Here is a 15,926-nt window from a genome sequence, read left to right as displayed (position 1 = left end):
TGATAGATAATATAATACGAAGAGACCTGGATAAATTCACAATGAATTCTATCCAGGTCTCTTAACATAGTAATTATAAATTTATAGGTTCATTCCACCAGATGCTTCAATACGTTGAGCGGTTACCCAGCCAGCTTCTTTACTGCACAAAAATGCTACAATTCCACCAATATCTTCCGGCAAACCAACGCGGCCCAAGGCTGTGATAGAATTTATATATCCTTCCATTCCTTCATGAGAAGCAAATGCTTTCTTTGTGAAATCCGTATGGATAATGCCAGGCGCAACCACATTTGCTGTGATTCCGCGACCACCAAGTTCTTTGGCCAGATACTTTGTAAACACTTCAATGGCACCTTTCATGGAAGCGTAGGCTGCGTATCCAGGTGTTGAAAAACGGGCAAGGCCTGTGGACAGATTTACTATTCTACCACCATCTGCAAGAAATGGAAGCGCCTTTTGTGTAAGGAAATAGACACCTTTGAAATGTGTGTTGAACAGCTCGTCAAAATCTTCTTCCGTGGTATCTTTGAAAGCCGAATTCCTGTCAATTCCGGCATTATTAATAAGGAAATCGAATGTATCGCGGTTCCATTTTTCTTTTAATAAGGAAGAGATTGTTTCAAAAAATTGATCGAAAGCTTTTGTGTTTGCAACATCCAGCTGTATCGCTGCGGCTTTCTGACCTAATTTTTCAATTTCTGAAACAACTTCATTTGCTTCGCTTTCATTGCTGCGGTATACAACAATAACGTCATTTCCTTTTTGCGCCAGGCTGAGTGCCATGTTTTTTCCAAGACCTCTGCTTCCGCCTGTCACTAATGCTATTTTATTCGTCGATTCCATTTGTTTTTATTTTTTGTTTGATAAAACAAAGGTATCATCAGCAGTCATCAGCTCTTTGCGGAATTCAAATCAGGAATTGCAAATTTCAAATCAAGGCTCTGAAAGATTTTGGGGTAAGGCTTGTATGTTTTTTGAAAAGGTTATTAAAATGCGCGGGTTCCTCAAATCCGAGGCAGTAAGCAATTTCCGAAATATTCCAGTCTGTATGTTTAAGAAGTATTTTGGCTTCCTGCACAATCCTTTCCAGAATAAGTGCCGTCGTGGTTTTGCCGGTCATTTCTTTCAGCACTTTATTGAGATAATTCACATGGATCGATAGCTGATCCGCATAATCTTTTGCTGACCGTAATTTCAATTTCTGGTGCGGAGGTTCCAGAGGAAATTGCCTTTCCAGCAATTCCATAAACAAAGAAGAAACGCGGCGGGTCGCGTTTGTCTCAACGTGAAGTCCTGAAACAGGCTGTAATTTTTGACCGGTATGGATCAGCTCTATGATGTAATTTCGAATCAGATCATACTTAAATGCATAGTCCGACGCCAACTCTTTCATCATTTTGCCAAATATCATTTTCACTTCTTCGATTTTTTCGGGATTGAGAAAAAAGATCGGATTGCCTCCTGGTTGGAAAACGGGGAAATCTGAGATGGGCGAACCAGCATAATTTTCTCTGAAAAAATCTTCAGAGAAAATGCAGAAGATTCCGGCCTGTTTATCGGTCAGCGGATGATAATTGTAGGGGATCTGAGGTGTAGCGAACAATAGCGCATTTTCTTCAATTTCAATAACCTTATCAGCATATTCCGCCGTGCTTTTACCGATAATCAAACTGATCTTATAGTAAGATCTTCGGTTGTAAGGCATTTTTCCTTTGGAAGTGGCAACGATTTCCTCCGTTCTGAAAATATTAAAATGGCCAATTTCTTTCTGAATTCTTTCCGGAATCAGCAAAGAAGCATCCTTATAAAAATCCTGAACTGTGATAATTTCTGACATAGCGCAAAGTTACAAAATTCAATTTTTATACTTCTGCTGAACCGTATCTAATTTCTCTTACGCTTTAAAAAACCGCAGTGTTTATCAAAAAACAGTTGTGATTTCTTATTGGAATTTTTTTCTTTAAAAAATTCCTTTGAAAAAGAATCCGGGTTAAATCCGGCTTGGGTTGCGTAACCAATGCCAAGGTGATCCGCCTCATTTTCTTCCTCCTCATCATAATTAAGCGTAATGAGATCAGACAAATATTTCGAAATCATCCTCGGCGAGAAATCTTTGACCAGAATGGTATCCTGCGTTGATATTCCTTCAAAAACACTGCTTTTAAACAACTTCTCAGAAGCATGTCGTCCGATAATATGGCCTATCTGATGGCTTAAAATTACGGCGATCTCGTCATTGGTTTTAAGTTTTTTATACAAACCCAATGTTAAGAATATTTGCCCGCCGGGAAGTGCGAATGCATCAACAGTATGAGAATCAGCCAAAACGTGAAAATCAAACTGGTATGGAGATTTGGCAATATCAGATGATGAAACAAGTATTCTGCCAATAGATTTAATTTTCTCGTCTGCGTGGTCTTTTTGATATATCCCACCAAACTGGATCGCCAGTTGCGGTGCCGATTCAATCCCTAATGTAATTTCCTGATCTGGTGTTAAGGTAATTTGCTGCTCTTCACCAGTAACCGGATTGATCTGCGCTTTTCTTGACAAAAGCAAAAACACCATCACTACAATAATAAATACCGCACTTATAATCAGAAATTTGTGGCTGCGTTTGAAAGGCATTTTAAATTATTTTCTCATAAAATTTTCTGTCACCTTAAAGATTACTTATCTGCGGCAATTCACTTTTTTCTATAAAAGTAAAAAGTCCTGCGTAATCAAACACAGGACTTTTCAAAAGTTTAAATATATGGAGCTAGCCGATTTTAGCGATCTGCAATTGTCCGTTTGTTTCCTGCCAGGCCCGTATCACCTGCGTCAGTTGTTTGTATTCGATCAGGAATCCATCGTGACCATATAAGGAATCGATTTCCTGGAAAACGGCGTCAGGAATATGTCTTGCCACAAATTGCTGCTCGGTAAGCGGAAATAACAAATCAGACTTTATGCCTAAGACCAAAGTTTTTGCTTTAACCAAACCAAGCGCATGCACAATTCCTCCACGGTTTCTTCCAACATTATGCGAATCCATAATTTTTGAAAGAATCCAGTAAGAATATGCGTTAAATCTTTTCACAAATTTATCGCCCTGATATTGCTGATAAGACGACGCACGGAAATCATCGATCTGGTCAGGATTGTCGCGCGCCTGGGTGAAATTATAGGTATCGTAATTTCGGTAAGAAAGCAGAGCCATTGAACGGGCCGCACGCATACCCATTTTCCCGGAATCTTCGGTGTTGTCATTCCAGGTCTGATCCGCTTCGATCGCCATCCGCTGTGATTCATTGAAAGCTACGCCCCATGGAGAATGCAGCGCATTGGATGCGATCAAAATAAGTTCTTCGAAAAGATCCGGTACTTCAACGGCCCATTCAAGTGCTTGCTGTCCACCCAAAGATCCGCCGATGCACATTTTTATCTTATTGATATTCAGTTCCTGGCGAAGAATTTCCAATGTTCCAACAACGTCTTTTACAGTAATCGTCGGGAAGTCGCGAAAATAAGGTTTTTGTGTTATTGGATTGATGGAAAGCGGCCCGGTTGAACCATACGCCGACCCAAGGACATTCACACAGATAATAAAATCTTTCTCTGAATTGAAATATTTACCTTCTCCAACCAAGCCATCCCACCATTCAGCGGCGTTGGAGTTTCCGGTTAATGCATGACATATCCAGACAATATTATCATCTTCCGGATTTCGGGTACCGTAGGTGGTATACGATAATTCAAAACCAGGCAGTTCACGTCCCAACTCTAATGGATAAGCGTAGGGATATCTAAAAATCTTTTGTTCCGCTTGCATACGTGCCAGAGCACAAAGTTTAAATTCTACAACTATTTAAAAGTTCTGAAGTGAATTTCAGTCATTCACTTCAGAACAAATTCACTACTTCACAGCCTCGAAAGCCTGTTGAAGATCTGCTTTTATATCATCAATATGTTCAATTCCAACGGACAACCGGAGTAATCCCGGAGCAACGCCTGCACTGACCTGCGCCGCTTCAGAAAGCTGTGAGTGGGTAGTACTTGCCGGATGGATTATCAAAGTTTTAGAGTCGCCAACATTGGCCAAATGGCTCGTCAGTTTCACTGAGTTCACAAAACGATCCGCTGCTTCTTTTCCCGCTTTTAGTTTAAAAGAAAGAACAGAACCGGCACCTCTTGTCAAATATTTGTCAGCAAGTGCCTTATATTTGTTGCTCGCCAGCCCCGGATAATTTACATATTCCACATCATCATGCGCTTCCAGCCAGCTAGCGATGGCCAGTGCGTTTTCGCTCTGACGCTCAACACGCAAAGTCAATGTTTCCAATCCCTGCAATAAAAGGAAAGAGTTGAACGGACTTTGAGACGGCCCCCAGTCACGCAAACCTTCAACTCGTGCGCGAATGATAAACTGGATATTTCCAAACGGACCATTTTTACCAAAAACATCGTTAAAAACCAATCCGTGATAACTTCCTGATGGTTCTGTAAATTGAGGATATTTTCCATTTCCCCAGTCAAAGGTTCCTGCATCGACGATCACGCCGCCCATCGTGGTACCATGTCCGCCAATCCACTTCGTGGCCGATTCAACAACGATATGAGCACCCCATTTGATAGGCTGGCAAATTGCTCCGCCCGCACCAAAAGTGTTGTCAACAATAATCGGCAGGTCATATTTCGCTGCCAGTGCTGAAAAAGCTTCAAAATCCGGAATGCTGTAACTTGGGTTACCAATCGTTTCCAGATAAATCGCCTTTGTTTTCTCATCAATCAGTTTTTCAAAACTCGAAACATCATCGCCGTCTGCAAAACGCGCTTCAACACCAATGCCTTTAAACGAGTTTTTAAATTGATTGTAACTTCCTCCATATAAAAACGAAGTAGTAACAAAATTGTCACCGACTGTTGTAATATTATTGATGGCAAGAAATTGCGCTGCATGGCCTGATGCAACACCCAAAGCTGCCACACCGCCTTCAAGCGCCGCAAGTCTTTTTTCAAAAACATCTGTCGTCGGATTCATGATCCGGGTATAGATGTTACCAAATTCTTTCAAAGCAAAAAGATTTGCCCCATGTTCAGAGCTATCGAAAGTATAAGAAGTCGTTTGATAGATTGGAACTGCACGCGAATGGGTTACCGGATCAGGTTCCTGACCTGCATGAAGTTGTAGTGTTTCGAACTGATAAGCTGTGTTTGACATAACTGTTTGTAAGGTTTATTTGTGCGGCAAATATTTAGTAATGGCAACATTCAGTAGAAACCGACATCGTTCTGGTGGTAAAACGGCATACGGAAATAGCATTGAAAAGCTTTTGCTTATCAAAATCAGATATGAGGATAAAGCCCTCCGGCTAGCGGAATTTTCTTGTAATAAGTTCATGCGCGTTTGATTTTATATCTCCTAAAACAGCTTAGGTGGGAATTAGCACCTTTCTCCGACGCAGGAGTAGGTTGCCAGAGGTTCGTAGAGCCCATTCTCTCGCCTCTTCTTTATAAATCAACCGCTGAAAAGTGAAAGCGAATTGACTTGATGTTGCAATAATAAGCCCGGAAGTGCGGAAAAACAAATATCGCGTGGAAAATTTGATGTAAACAGAAATTCACAATTTCGTTATACCCAAGTTTTAAGCGTTTCAAAAATTTTAACTTCCGGCGTTCGTCGCTTTATTCTATCTTTGTCCAAAGTATCTGTTTATGGCCATACATTATCGTTTCGACAAAGAAAAATCTTCCAGAAAACCTGGGATTACTCCGCTGAAAGAAGCGATTGATCAAATGCTCGAACGCTACAAGCTCAGAAGCAGGTTTGACCAGTCCTATGTTGTGGCACATTGGGATAAAATCATGGGATCGGCCATCGCTTCCAGAACAAAGAATATTTATATTAAAGACCGGATCCTATTTCTTCAGATCGAATCTGCACCTTTAAGAAACGAACTTGTTCGTGCAAAATCCAAGATCATCGAACTCATCAACAGGGAAATGAAATCGGACCTCGTTGAAGATGTTGTGTTTATCTAATACCAAACCAGCAAAAAACTGCTAACTGCCCATCGTCACTGCCTAATTACTTTATGCCCACCATCCAAATTCCGCCATTTTTACAACCAGGTGATAAAATAGGGATTGTTGCTCCCGCAAGTTGCATCCATTATGAAGATTTACTGCCTGGAATCAGCCTGCTGCAAGATCAATGGAAATTAAAAGTTGTTGAAGGAAAAACGCTAAAATCTTCTTTCAATCAGTTTTCAGCCAGTGACGCAGACCGGATCGAAGACCTGCAAATGATGCTTGACGATCCATCTATCAAGGCAGTTATTGCAGCGCGTGGCGGTTATGGCTGTTCACGGATTATTGATAAAATTGACTTCACCAATTACCTGAAATCTCCAAAATGGATTGTTGGTTTTAGTGATCTGACTGTCGTACTTTCTAAGTTATATCAGTTAGGTTATGCAGGAATTCATGCGCCCATGGTGAAATCCATGACATTGGAGGGTGCTGAAAAAGCCGCGGAATCTTTGCGACAAATACTATTCGGCGAACTTCCGGGTTATTCTGTCGCTCCTCATGACTTTAATACAACGGGTAGCGCTGTGGCCGAAATGATTGGCGGCAACCTTTGTTTGCTTGCACATATGATCGGCTCAGAAATAGAAATCGATACCGAAGGAAAGATTCTTTTTATTGAAGATGTAAACGAATATCTATACAATCTGGACCGTCTGATGATCCAGATGAAACGGGCAGGTAAACTAAGTCATCTGGCCGGTTTGATCGTTGGACAATTCACTGACATGCGGGACAATTCAAATCCTTCATTTGGAAAAACTGCCAACGAGATCATCAAAGAGCATATTGCAGAATTCGATTATCCGGTTTCCTTCGATTTTCCTGTCGGCCATGTGGCAGATAACCGGGCGATTGGCGTTGGACTGAATGCTTATCTGGATGTTAATAAAGACGGCGTGGAACTGCACTTTTTGTCTTCCGCTCCTACGATTATATAAAACACGAGTAAAAAAAATGGATACTTTCCAAAATAAAGTAGTTTGGATAACCGGAGCATCTTCCGGAATCGGCGAAGCGATTGCCATGGCTTTTGCTAAGGAAGGAGCGAAACTTGTTTTGACAGCAAGGAGAAGAGAAGAACTCGAACGCGTTAAAGTAAGGACAGGTTTGCCCGATTCTTCGGTTATGATTCTTCCTCTGGATGTGACAGAATTTGAGAAGGCAAATGAAGCGGCTGAACAAATTATTGCAAAATTTCAGCGTATTGATATCATGGTTCACAACGCCGGCGTTAGTCAGCGCTCGTATATAAAGGACACGGATCTGGAAGTTTACAAGAAGCTGATGGATGTCAATTTTTATAGTACCGTTGCCTTAACAAAGGCGGTTTTGCCGGATATGATAAAGCAACAAGGCGGCCATTTTATTATTATCAGCAGTGTGGCCGGAAAAATAGGAACCATCATGCGCTCTGGTTATAACGCGTCAAAACATGCTTTGCATGGTTTCTATGATTCTCTACGTGCGGAAAGTTATAATGACAATATTAAAGTAACGACTGTTTGTCCGGGTTATATTAAAACAAATGTTTCCGTAAATGCGCTGGACGAAACGGGCGGAAAATTCGGAAAAATGGACAGCAACCAGGAAAACGGTATCGCCCCGGAAGAATGCGCCAGACAGATTTTGAATGCTGTAAAAAAAGATAAGAAGGAGATTTATATTGGTGGTTTTAAGGAGGTTGCTGCAATATATTTAAAAAGATTTTTGCCGGATTTGTTGTTTGATCAGGTGAGGAAAAATGTGCCGGAATAATTGTTAATGGTTAAGGGTTAATTATTAATGGTTAATGATGTGGCACGTTCCGCATTTGTTTGCGTCTTCGCGAAAATGAGGAAACAATATTTTTAAAATATTTTGGCCCATCAATTAACCATTATTTTTGCTTTTTTTGATGATTGATGTTAGCAGTTTTATTATTTCGATTGAGTCAGCGTTGATGCTTTCGAATTGCTCCTTTGTCAGATATTCAGTTTCGAGTAGTAATTCTAACCAATAAATTGTCTCGTTAATTTCTTTTTGCGCAATTCCCATTTTATGGCGAAAATCGGGTTTGGTCTCAGCATGTTCGGCCTCCCTAACCATTGCACCAACGCTTGTCCCGCTTCTTAACAACTGTTTCGATAAAACATACTCCTTTTTATGAAAGGACAAGTATTGGTAAAGCCTGACAATTCGAACGGCGAGAGCAAAGCTCTTGTCTTTTACAATGTTTTCTCTCATTATAGTGCGTGTAATGTTTAGTGTTCTCCGAGAATAAGAAGTGATCAACAATCTCTCTCATTCCACCAACAGGATGTATTCATGACCTCCGAACGATCCATCATTAACAATTAACCCTTAACAATTAATAATTACTTTTTCTCCATATAATCCACCGTAAGCCTGCTCAGCGAACGAACACCCAGAACCATTCCACTGTCATCAATAAAAAAATCAGGTGTATGGTGAGCCGCAGCTGTTAATGGATCTTTTCCTTTTGGCATTCCTCCGAGGAAGAAGAAAAACCCTGGTACTTTTTGCTGGTAGTATGAAAAATCTTCGGCACCTGTTACGGCTGGTATCAGTTTCACATTTTCCTTTCCTGCTACATTTTGCAGCGTTCCGATCATTTTTTCGGTTAAAGGAACATCATTAAAAGTTACCGGATAAAGTGTGTTGATATTGACATCTGCTTTCGCACCGGCACTTTCTGCGATATTTGTAGCAATTTCCGTCACGCGCTTGTGCACCTGCGCATGCATATCCTCATCAAATGTCCGGATCGTTCCGATCATTTTTACTTGTTCCGGAATTATATTCTGCCGGATTCCTCCATTAATTGCACCAATCGTTACCACAGCAGGTGCTTTTGTAATGTCAAGATTCCTGCTTACGATGGTTTGTAACCCCATCACAATTTGGGAAGAAGTAACAATCGGATCAACGCCTGACCATGGATAAGCACCATGCGTTTGTTTTCCTTTTACATCAATAGTAAAAAAGTCGACCGCGGCCATGGTAGCGCCCGGTTTGTAAGATATTTTCCCAACTTCGGTTTGTGAATTAATATGCAAACCAAAAATCGCATCTACTTTCGGGTTTTCCAATACGCCTTCTTTAACCATCAATTTAGCCCCACCTTCTTCCCCTTCCGGAGCACCTTCTTCTGCCGGCTGGAAAATAAATTTCACAGTTCCTTTCAGATCGCCTTTTATGGAAGACAAAACTTCTGCAACACCCATCAAAATTGCGATATGCGTATCGTGGCCGCAGGCGTGCATAACGCCCACTTTTTGCCCGTTATAATCTGTTGTTACCGCTGATTTATATGGCAGATCTCCCCGTTCGGTTACCGGCAAACCATCCATGTCTGCGCGAAGCGCCACGACCGGGCCGGGCTTTCCACCCTTTAACAAACCCACCACACCCGTTTTGGCAACGCCAGTTTGTACTTCAATACCCAGACTTTTCAAATGATTCGCAATTTTTTCAGCCGTCTTAAATTCCCGGTTACCAAGCTCAGGATTTTGGTGAAAATCCCGTCTCCATTCGACAATTTTAGTTTCAAGTGACTGCGATTTTTGATCTATTTTGGCAGAAAGAGCAGTTTGTGCAAAAACAAAAGCAGGAGAAAATCCAAGCGACAGTATCAATAATAGTCGTTTCTTCATAAGGCGATTGACGTAAGGTTTTAAAAAACTTTACCAAAATAGTGAAATAAACTGCTTGTTAGCTGTTTTAAAAACAGTCTTCGCACAATTTACCACAACAAAAAAGAGGCAACATCTTGCGATGTGCCTCTTTTAGAATTATTCAAATGTTTAGTGAGCCTTTGACATTATCAATTAAAATCAATGCTCATCTTCACGAAAACCTGTTCGACGGTAACCAGCATATTCGTATTGAGTACCGGCATCATCAGAGAATTCAAATTTTACGTAAATGGAATCCGTCTTGTTGCCGCCAGTAGTCGTCGCTGCACCTTTTAATATCTTACCTTCAATAACTGACACCTTAATATCCGGGTCATAGGAGTTAGCAAGATTCGGTGCCGCTGTGAAAGTCATCGAGCCAAGGTTTACTTTTGTCACAACTTTTGCCGGCCATAATTCATGATCATCCAATAGAAGATCCGTTTCGTTATTAGCAGCGGTATTTGAAGTTGTGATCATATTAAAGCCTGCACCAATATCTTCACCGTCCACCAACACATTGATCCACCATTCACCGGCCATAGCCTGCAATTTTGTTCCTTCGATATCAGGTTCGCTACCTGCATCGCACGAGAGCAATCCAAACACCAGAAAAATCGATATATATTTAAAGTATTTCATATTCAAAAGATATGTAGTTGATGTTACTGTTTAATAAATGTACGAACGGCAGTACCGTAACCTGGATTGATTACTACCCAGCTATACTGAGTGCCCTCAACGATAGTTCCATTCGTTGCCGAGAAGGAATTGCCGGGCGTTAATTGAAAAGGAACGCCTAATTTTCCTTTGGCATAGTGATAGAAATAAACGCCTAAGCCTGAATTGGTCGTTGCTACACCACCAATATTATCGGTGTAATAAAGATTACCGGAAATTTTCGAGACATTTGAAATACCATTTTCTCCGGCATTTCTTCTGTATGCCCCGGAAATGTCAGTGCCTGCAACAGCCGGATCGATAACGCCGACATATCTGTATTCTGTTGATGCAAAGCCGTCCTTGTTTACAGCATCATACTGAATTACATATACACCTGCTTTCGTTTCGTCAACAGTTCCTGTAATTTTCGTAGTGATTACCTCACCGTTCTCCTTCGACTCCACGCCGGGATCAGTATATTTTGTACCAACCGGTACTTCGGCCCACTGATCACCTTTCAGGGTAATTATGGGAAAAAAGGTAATATCTGAAATCCCTTCGGTAACCTTGTCTGGTTCGCACGCAAAAAGCAACCCGGTAAGGACTGTTATTGCTATATATTTTATTCCTTTTATCATGATCGTTTTTAGAATTAAATGGTTACTTCATCCACCAGATTTTGTCAGTAACTTTTGCAGGTGCCGGCGTATTTCCCGGATTCACATCACGTGATGCGGAAGTGTAAAGAATTCTTTTCGGGAATACTTTTCCTGTCACACCGTTGATCGCATAAGTCCATTGACCAGGAATATAGGAGGCATCAGTTGTAGCAACTGGCGAAATCTCAGGATAACCCGTACGCGCCTGGTCCCAGAAAGATTCATAACCTTGTTTGTACATTGCAACCCACTTCTGAACAATAATCGCTTTCAATTTTGCCTCAGTTGTACCTGCGGTGGGGAAAGCATAAACGCCTCCCGCAGCGATTTTAGAAGCATCAAAAGTTACGTTGAACTTTGCGTAAGCATCTGCAACTCCTTTATCATAAAACGCTTTTGCCTGTGCGTCATTACCTGAACGCAAATGTGCTTCGGCAAGCATGAAATCAACTTCATCAAGACTGAAAAAGAAGAAAGGATCTGTGGCTGATAACTTCGTAACACTTGGAACATTAGGTCCGACAACGGTAGTACTTACATCATAATTTCCCTGCGCAAGTCCAAATTGTCCGGAGCTTCCGGGAGTAAAATAAGCATTCAAACGAGCCTGATCATTGTTCGCTTCAAGAAACGATTGCAAAGTTTTGCTTAAACGAAGGTTCGTACCTGTGTTCAGCTGACGCACGTTACTTTCATACAGTGGGTTACTACGGCTTGGTTCATCAACAAATGATGTTACGGAAGCAGCCGTTGTCAAAAATTCTGTATTGGCGGCTAACATCGCTTTGATTGCAGCCAAAGCAGCAGCTGAATTCGGACTGCTTGTCTGACGCAGGTACATTTTGAGTTTAAGTGTATTGGCAAAACGTTTCCATTGAGCAATCTGCTCAGCTCCGCTCAATTTACCAAAGACAAGATCTGAAGAAACCTGCGTTGAAGTTACATTATTAAAGTCAAGTGCAAGCGCTGCATCAAGTCTTTTAATAAGTTCTGCATAAACCGCAGGACCATCATCATATTTTGGCGTTTTGGTTACTTCGATCTGCAACGCTTCGCTCAAAGGAATTTTATCAAACCAGTCAGCCAGAATTTGGTAACCATAGGTTTGACCTGCCACAGCCTGAAGAACCATGTTATTGTTTCCAGCTGCCGCTGCTTTACGTTTTACGTCTTCAAAGTCATTCAAACCGCCGGCATACATTTCCGTCCATGCGTTGTTATAATCTGCCGGCTGCAAATCGTATGAATCGATCGTTTTGTACTGCGTACTCACGTTTGCCTGTGTCCAGTGCTGCGACCACATTCCGCCGATGATTGCGAAACTTCCCCCAGTAACCGCCATGACCGATGCCTGGGCAACTGGCAGAACGTATTGAGGGGCAACATTGGTTGGGTTATTCGGGTCTTCATTCACATCCAGCCAGTTCTCGCAAGAACCGAGTGAAAGCGCACCAAGAAGTAATAAACTATTTTTTAATATGCTTTTCATTTTCGGATCTAATTAGAATGATAAGTTTAACTGAACACCATAGCTCGCTGTTGACGGACCGGCAGCAAATTCACCATAAAGGTTTTTAAGGTCTGTTCCGAATGTGTTTGCCTCAGGATCTACGTAATGGTTTTTCTTTGGCGTCCACATAACCAGGTTACGACCGAATACCCCAAGAGAAGCCACGCGGATTGGCATTTTTGCAAGGAAGCTTTTAGGTACAGTATAGTTCAGCGCTACGTTTCTAAGTTTGAAGAAAGTTTTAGGCAACACGTGATTGTATTGATAAGCATTGTTTACGCCATAATAAGTTGCCATGTCTGATCTTGAAATCGGCGTAGTGTTTTCCACGAGCGTTCCGTCAGAAGACTGAGCAACAGATCCAGGAATAATGAAAGGCTCTCGGTCATTATACTGCGATTCATACGCGTTACCATTGAAATAATTCAAACGCGCTGTGTAAGAATAGAACACACCACCTTTCCGATAATCCGCGTTCGCACTTAATCTGAAACCTTTGTAAGTCACATAAGTACCGATACCCATCGTAAAGTCAGGGTTTATTGATCCTCTGTAATGTTCATTTGGATCAACAAGTGGCAAACCAGTTTCCGGATTCACGATGGTTGCACCGGTTGCCTCGTCACGCAAAACATCTGGAGAATAAATGGCACCAAGCGGTTTTCCAACGACAGCTCTCAATTTCACATCATAACTATTATTCAACAAAATGTTCGTACTGTCTGAAAGACCCAGCGCTTCTACTTTGTTGTTAATTTTATTGTAGTTGAATGTTACCCCCCACTCTATTTTATCCGTACGAACAGGCACAAGTGTTAACATCGCCTCGATACCTTTGTTTCTAACCTGACCTAAGTTGACCGTCTGGTTTTGGTAACCTGTTGCTGGTTCAAGGTTTAAGTTAATAATCTGGTTTTTTGTAACCTTATCGTAGTAACTCGCCTCGATTCCAACACGTCTTCCGAAGAAACCAAGTTCTACACCTGCTTCATATTCATTAGATATCTCTGGCTTCAAATCAAGGTTACCCGGATTGTTAGCAACCTCGTAGGCGTTGATACCCCCGAATGGAAAATCGATTGTACCAAAACTACCAGTACTCACGCTACCTGAGGCATAAACCGGAAGAATCTGATAGGGATCCGCATCATTACCAGCAGAAGCCGCAGCAAAACGAACTTTAACAAATGGAATTTGAGCTGGCATTTTAAATACATCCGAAAGTACTGCACTGATACTTGCGCTTGGATAGAAATAAGAATTCTTTCCTTTTGGCAAAGTACTGGTCCAGTCATTTCTTGCACCAACGGTCAGGTATAACCAGTTGTCAAAACCGAAAGTAGCTGTTCCATAAACACCTACAAGTCTGCGCGTGCTTTCTGTTGTGAATGTTGTCGGTGTTACAGAACTGTTTTTCAGGTTATAAAATCCTGGCAAATCAAGATTTGTCACACTGGCGTATTGTGTAAATGCTGTACGCTGGTTGATATTGTGACCGATAAATGCCTGAACATCGATGCGACTTCCAAGGTTACTGTTGAAATTCAAAAGCAGATCGCTATTGAACTGACGGTTTCCTCTGGCAATCTGGGAAACACTACCAAAAACATTGTTTGCACTGCTATTAGGACTTCCTGGCGTGATAATACCAACATTACCCCAGTCTTTCTGGAACGCATCAGAATAGTCACCACCCACTCTCCAAAGCACATTCAGGTTTTTAAGAAGGTCATATTTAAATTCCAGGTTACCGAAAATACGGTCCTCCGCATAGTCATTACCTTGGTTGTATAATGTCCAGTATGGATTTTGCGCGTAAGGAGTAAAATAATTATCCAGACTATAAAACTTGTTAAAAGGATTATTCGGATCATTATAACCTTTTGAATCCACAATTGAATGATCTCTCGGGATCTGGATAATTTCCTGCCAAAGTACTTTTCCCGCTCCGGCATCATTTCCCTGACCCGTTGCCACTGCTTTCTGGTCCTTATGAACATAGTTCATGTTCGCATTGGCAGAGAATTTTTTAAGTTTCAGACCACCATTCACACCAACGGTATGTCTTTGGTATGAGTCTGCGTTGGTTGGGATAACACCGTCAGCATCTGCATAAGAATACGAGATACGATAATTCGCAGCGTCGGTACCACCTGCAACGGCTAAACTGTTGTTCCATTCGTAGCCATAATCCAGAAAGTCTTTCAGGTTATCCTTTTGAACAGAAAATGGTTTTAGCAATTGAGAATTGTCAACAACATTTCCCCAAAGGCGCGTCTGGCCATCCATTTTAGGTCCCCATGAACCATTTTCAATTGGGTCAAACAAACCGCTCCATCCTTGCCCGTATGTATTTTGCAAATGTGGAACGCGCAAAACCTGAGATTGAGCAAATGAACTTGAAAAATCAACCGTAGTCTGGCCTGATTTTCCCTTTTTCGTCGTAATCAGGATTGCGCCATTCGCCGCACGGCTACCATACAACGCAGAAGCAGAAATACCTTTCAGTACTGTGATACTTTCAATTTCATTAGGATTGATATCATTCATCTGATTCCCGAAGTCCATAGAACGGTTGAAATCGTCGTTCCCGTTGGCCGCATTGGATGAAGAAGTATTTCCACGGTTGTTCATAGGAACACCATCCACAACATACAAAGGCTGATTATTTCCCGTCACCGAGTTAAATCCACGAATGTTTAAAACCGTTGAAGCTCCCGGCGCACCTGATGCCGTAGATACTGAAAGTCCCGGAACGCGGGCATTCAACGCATCCAGCGCACTTGTGTTTCTCCCTTCCGTAATTGATAAGTTGGAAACTGTGGCAGTACTATAACCGATGGATTTTCTTTCTCTTGAAATACCAAGCGCAGTTACAACAACTTCCCCAAGCTGCTGGGAATCGGAAATTAGCTTAACGTCAATATTTGTCTGTGAACCCAGAACAATATTTTGGGTAACATAACCTACAAACGAATAAACAAGCGTTGCTCCCTGAGCAGCCGCGATTGAATATTTCCCATCCAGACTAGAGGTAACTCCTCTGGTTGTTCCCTTGATGGAAATATTAACACCGGGTAATGTAGAACCGTCATCCGCCGTAACGGTCCCGGTTACTTCACGATCCTGGGCATATACCTGCATACTCAAAAGCAGCAAGCTCCCCAGAAATGATAGTAAAAACTTTCTCATAAAATGATTTAAAGTTTGATTTAATAAGACAACTAGAATCAAAATTATAAAAATAATACAAGTTTTTTTTATTCTAAAAGTAATATTTTTTAAATCAGAATATAATTTGGCGAAAATGGCATTTTTGACATATTTATCTATGGCTCTATC

At 41.5% G+C, this 15,926-nt stretch carries 14 protein-coding genes and 1 riboswitch; of the genes, 3 read left to right on the top strand and 11 right to left on the bottom strand.

Annotated elements, in window-relative coordinates; translation table 11 throughout:
- Positions 1 to 81 precede the first annotated feature (81 nt).
- The 5 genes from L0657_RS11855 to L0657_RS11835 form a co-directional block, all read right to left on the bottom strand.
- A complete protein-coding gene (locus L0657_RS11855; RefSeq protein ID WP_235151010.1) occupies positions 82 to 846 on the bottom strand; it encodes an SDR family NAD(P)-dependent oxidoreductase in 765 nt (254 codons plus the stop codon).
- A gap of 85 nt (positions 847 to 931) precedes the next feature.
- Positions 932 to 1,840 carry an AraC family transcriptional regulator gene (locus L0657_RS11850; RefSeq protein WP_235151009.1) on the bottom strand — a complete coding sequence of 303 codons (909 nt, stop codon included), beginning with the start codon at positions 1,838 to 1,840 and terminating at the stop codon, positions 932 to 934.
- 47 nt (positions 1,841 to 1,887) lie between these two features.
- On the bottom strand, positions 1,888 to 2,631 hold the full coding sequence (locus L0657_RS11845; protein ID WP_235151008.1) for a M48 family metalloprotease: 744 nt from the start codon (positions 2,629 to 2,631) through the stop codon (positions 1,888 to 1,890).
- A 133-nt stretch (positions 2,632 to 2,764) separates the two neighbouring features.
- Entirely contained in the window at positions 2,765 to 3,817 is a 1,053-nt protein-coding gene (gene metX / locus L0657_RS11840) for a homoserine O-acetyltransferase (RefSeq protein ID WP_235151007.1), read from the bottom strand.
- 84 nt (positions 3,818 to 3,901) lie between these two features.
- Complete coding sequence (locus L0657_RS11835) at positions 3,902 to 5,206, bottom strand: O-acetylhomoserine aminocarboxypropyltransferase/cysteine synthase family protein (protein WP_235151006.1); 1,305 nt, start codon at positions 5,204 to 5,206, stop codon at positions 3,902 to 3,904.
- A gap of 189 nt (positions 5,207 to 5,395) precedes the next feature.
- Positions 5,396 to 5,505, bottom strand: a riboswitch (SAM riboswitch).
- 201 nt (positions 5,506 to 5,706) lie between these two features.
- On the opposite strand from L0657_RS11835, the gene L0657_RS11830 reads away from it, so the two are divergent.
- Genes L0657_RS11830 through L0657_RS11820 form a run of 3 tightly spaced genes read left to right on the top strand, consistent with a single transcriptional unit; the run spans position 5,707 to position 7,833 of the window.
- Positions 5,707 to 6,027, top strand: a complete 321-nt coding sequence (locus L0657_RS11830; protein ID WP_235151400.1) for a DUF721 domain-containing protein — start codon at positions 5,707 to 5,709, stop codon at positions 6,025 to 6,027.
- A 53-nt stretch (positions 6,028 to 6,080) separates the two neighbouring features.
- Positions 6,081 to 7,016, top strand: coding sequence for an LD-carboxypeptidase (locus tag L0657_RS11825; RefSeq protein WP_235151005.1), 936 nt, complete (start codon positions 6,081 to 6,083; stop codon positions 7,014 to 7,016).
- Positions 7,017 to 7,032: 16 nt separating this feature from the next.
- Positions 7,033 to 7,833 (top strand): SDR family oxidoreductase, encoded by an 801-nt coding sequence (locus tag L0657_RS11820; protein ID WP_235151004.1) that lies wholly within the window; start codon positions 7,033 to 7,035, stop codon positions 7,831 to 7,833.
- Between the two features lie 114 nt (positions 7,834 to 7,947).
- Here L0657_RS11820 and L0657_RS11815 read toward each other — a convergent pair whose 3' ends face one another.
- The 6 genes from L0657_RS11815 to L0657_RS11790 all read right to left on the bottom strand — a co-directional run bounded on the left by L0657_RS11815 (position 7,948) and on the right by L0657_RS11790 (position 15,776).
- The gene (locus L0657_RS11815; RefSeq protein WP_235151003.1) at positions 7,948 to 8,301 is read right to left on the bottom strand and encodes a four helix bundle protein; all 354 of its coding nucleotides are present in this window, start codon (positions 8,299 to 8,301) and stop codon (positions 7,948 to 7,950) included.
- 131 nt (positions 8,302 to 8,432) lie between these two features.
- Positions 8,433 to 9,731, bottom strand: a complete 1,299-nt coding sequence (locus L0657_RS11810) for an amidohydrolase (RefSeq protein WP_235151002.1) — start codon at positions 9,729 to 9,731, stop codon at positions 8,433 to 8,435.
- Between the two features lie 180 nt (positions 9,732 to 9,911).
- Positions 9,912 to 10,394, bottom strand: a complete 483-nt coding sequence (locus L0657_RS11805) for a lipid-binding protein (protein WP_235151001.1) — start codon at positions 10,392 to 10,394, stop codon at positions 9,912 to 9,914.
- Positions 10,395 to 10,417: 23 nt separating this feature from the next.
- Positions 10,418 to 11,053 carry an immunoglobulin-like domain-containing protein gene (locus L0657_RS11800; protein ID WP_235151000.1) on the bottom strand — a complete coding sequence of 212 codons (636 nt, stop codon included), beginning with the start codon at positions 11,051 to 11,053 and terminating at the stop codon, positions 10,418 to 10,420.
- 22 nt (positions 11,054 to 11,075) lie between these two features.
- The gene (locus L0657_RS11795) at positions 11,076 to 12,563 is read right to left on the bottom strand and encodes a SusD/RagB family nutrient-binding outer membrane lipoprotein (protein WP_235150999.1); all 1,488 of its coding nucleotides are present in this window, start codon (positions 12,561 to 12,563) and stop codon (positions 11,076 to 11,078) included.
- 12 nt (positions 12,564 to 12,575) lie between these two features.
- Positions 12,576 to 15,776: a SusC/RagA family TonB-linked outer membrane protein gene (locus L0657_RS11790; RefSeq protein ID WP_235150998.1), complete on the bottom strand. Its 3,201-nt coding sequence runs from the start codon at positions 15,774 to 15,776 to the stop codon at positions 12,576 to 12,578.
- Positions 15,777 to 15,926: the final 150 nt, after the last annotated feature.

Origin of the sequence: Dyadobacter sp. CY345 (assembly GCF_021502725.1) — a bacterium.
Taxonomy (GTDB): Bacteria; Bacteroidota; Bacteroidia; order Cytophagales; family Spirosomataceae; genus Dyadobacter.
This window is presented reverse-complemented; position numbering and strand designations above follow the sequence as displayed.